The organism is Streptosporangium nanhuense (assembly GCF_059358815.1).
In genome coordinates this window covers 1-1,087 of the sequence record NZ_JCADBG010000110.1, presented here as the reverse complement: position 1 = coordinate 1,087, position 1,087 = coordinate 1, and the positions used below count along the sequence as shown (strand labels likewise).

Sequence of the window (1,087 nt, the reverse complement as noted above, 5' to 3'; positions counted from 1 at the left end):
CCGTGGAACTGCACCCGGGCCTGCTTGATGGCGTCCAGCAGCGGGTTGCCCGCGCCGTCGGCGGCGCCGGGGGCGGCTCCGGCGTACTTGGTGCCGCGCCAGATGACCCACAGCACCCACACGATCAGCGAGCACAGGGTGTAGGCGGGCCAGATCGGGCCCATGCCGACCACCAGGCCGAGCACGAGGGAGACGGTGGCCAGGGAGCCGGTGACGACCATCAGGATGCGCAGCAGCACCCGGGGGCCGGCCGACAGGTGCGCGAAGAAGGTGACCAGGGCGCCGATGGCCAGGAACAAGATGCTCAGCAGCGGCGTCCAGACCGGGTCGCCACCCCACTTGGCGTGGGCGAGCGCGATCAGGATCGCGAAGACGGCGCAGCCGATGGCCGGGGTGACCAGCGGCAAGCCGTGCACCAGCAGCCAGCCGCCGCCCAACCGGCCGGCGCCGTCCGCGGTTTCCACGTGGACCATCTGCGCGCCGGTGGCGAGCTGCGGGGTCTTCTTACGACGTGCCATCACGCACCGTCCCTCGTGTCGTAGCGGCCCTGCCGCTGGCTGGTGGTGCCGGTACCGGATCCGGTCTTCTTGTTGGCCTGCTGCTCAGCCAGCAGGTACTCCTGGTGGACCGCCGACATCCGGACGATGGCTTTGGCCGCCTCCAACATGGCTTCGGCGGCGTTGTTGCCGTGTCCGCGCAGCCGTCCGGCCAGGAAGATGCGCTGCAGCCAGCCCACCCGGCGCCCGTCGGGGGCGGTGCGGTGGCGCAGCCAGGCCGCGGCCTGGCGGGAGTCCTCGCTCATGGTCAGCGAGATCGCGCACAGCATCGCCCGCACGGTCTCCTGGTAGTCGCGGTACGCCTGGTGGCTGCGTGTCACGTCGCTGTCGACGAACGCGGCGGCGGCTTCCACCAGATCGATCTGCTTGGACATCGGTTACCTCACCTGCCTACTCGTGGCCCCGAACAACGCGATTGCGCTGGTCAGCGGGCTATTTCTTGGGGTCCTCGCGGAGGGACTCTTTTTCCAGCCGCACGTACTCGTCGTGGACGCCCGCCATCTTCTGCAAGCTGGAGACGGCCTCCAGCA

General features: G+C 69.8%; 1 protein-coding gene and 1 pseudogene. Both read right to left on the bottom strand.

Annotation, left to right across the window (positions count from 1 at the left end; genetic code table 11):
• A pseudogene (locus tag AC5L38_RS44215) lies at nt 1–518 on the bottom strand (hypothetical protein); the annotation flags it as partial.
• Nucleotides 518–931 (bottom strand): hypothetical protein, encoded by a 414-nt coding sequence (locus AC5L38_RS44210; RefSeq protein ID WP_495248822.1) that lies wholly within the window; start codon nt 929–931, stop codon nt 518–520. The pseudogene AC5L38_RS44215 and the gene AC5L38_RS44210, both read right to left, overlap by 1 nt.
• Between the last annotated feature and the right edge of the window lie 156 nt (nt 932–1,087).

Coding starts and splice junctions, on each gene's coding strand:
- AC5L38_RS44210 (WP_495248822.1), bottom strand. CDS start 931: ATGTCCAAGCAGATCGATCTGGTGGAAGCCGCCGCCGCGTTCGTCGAC.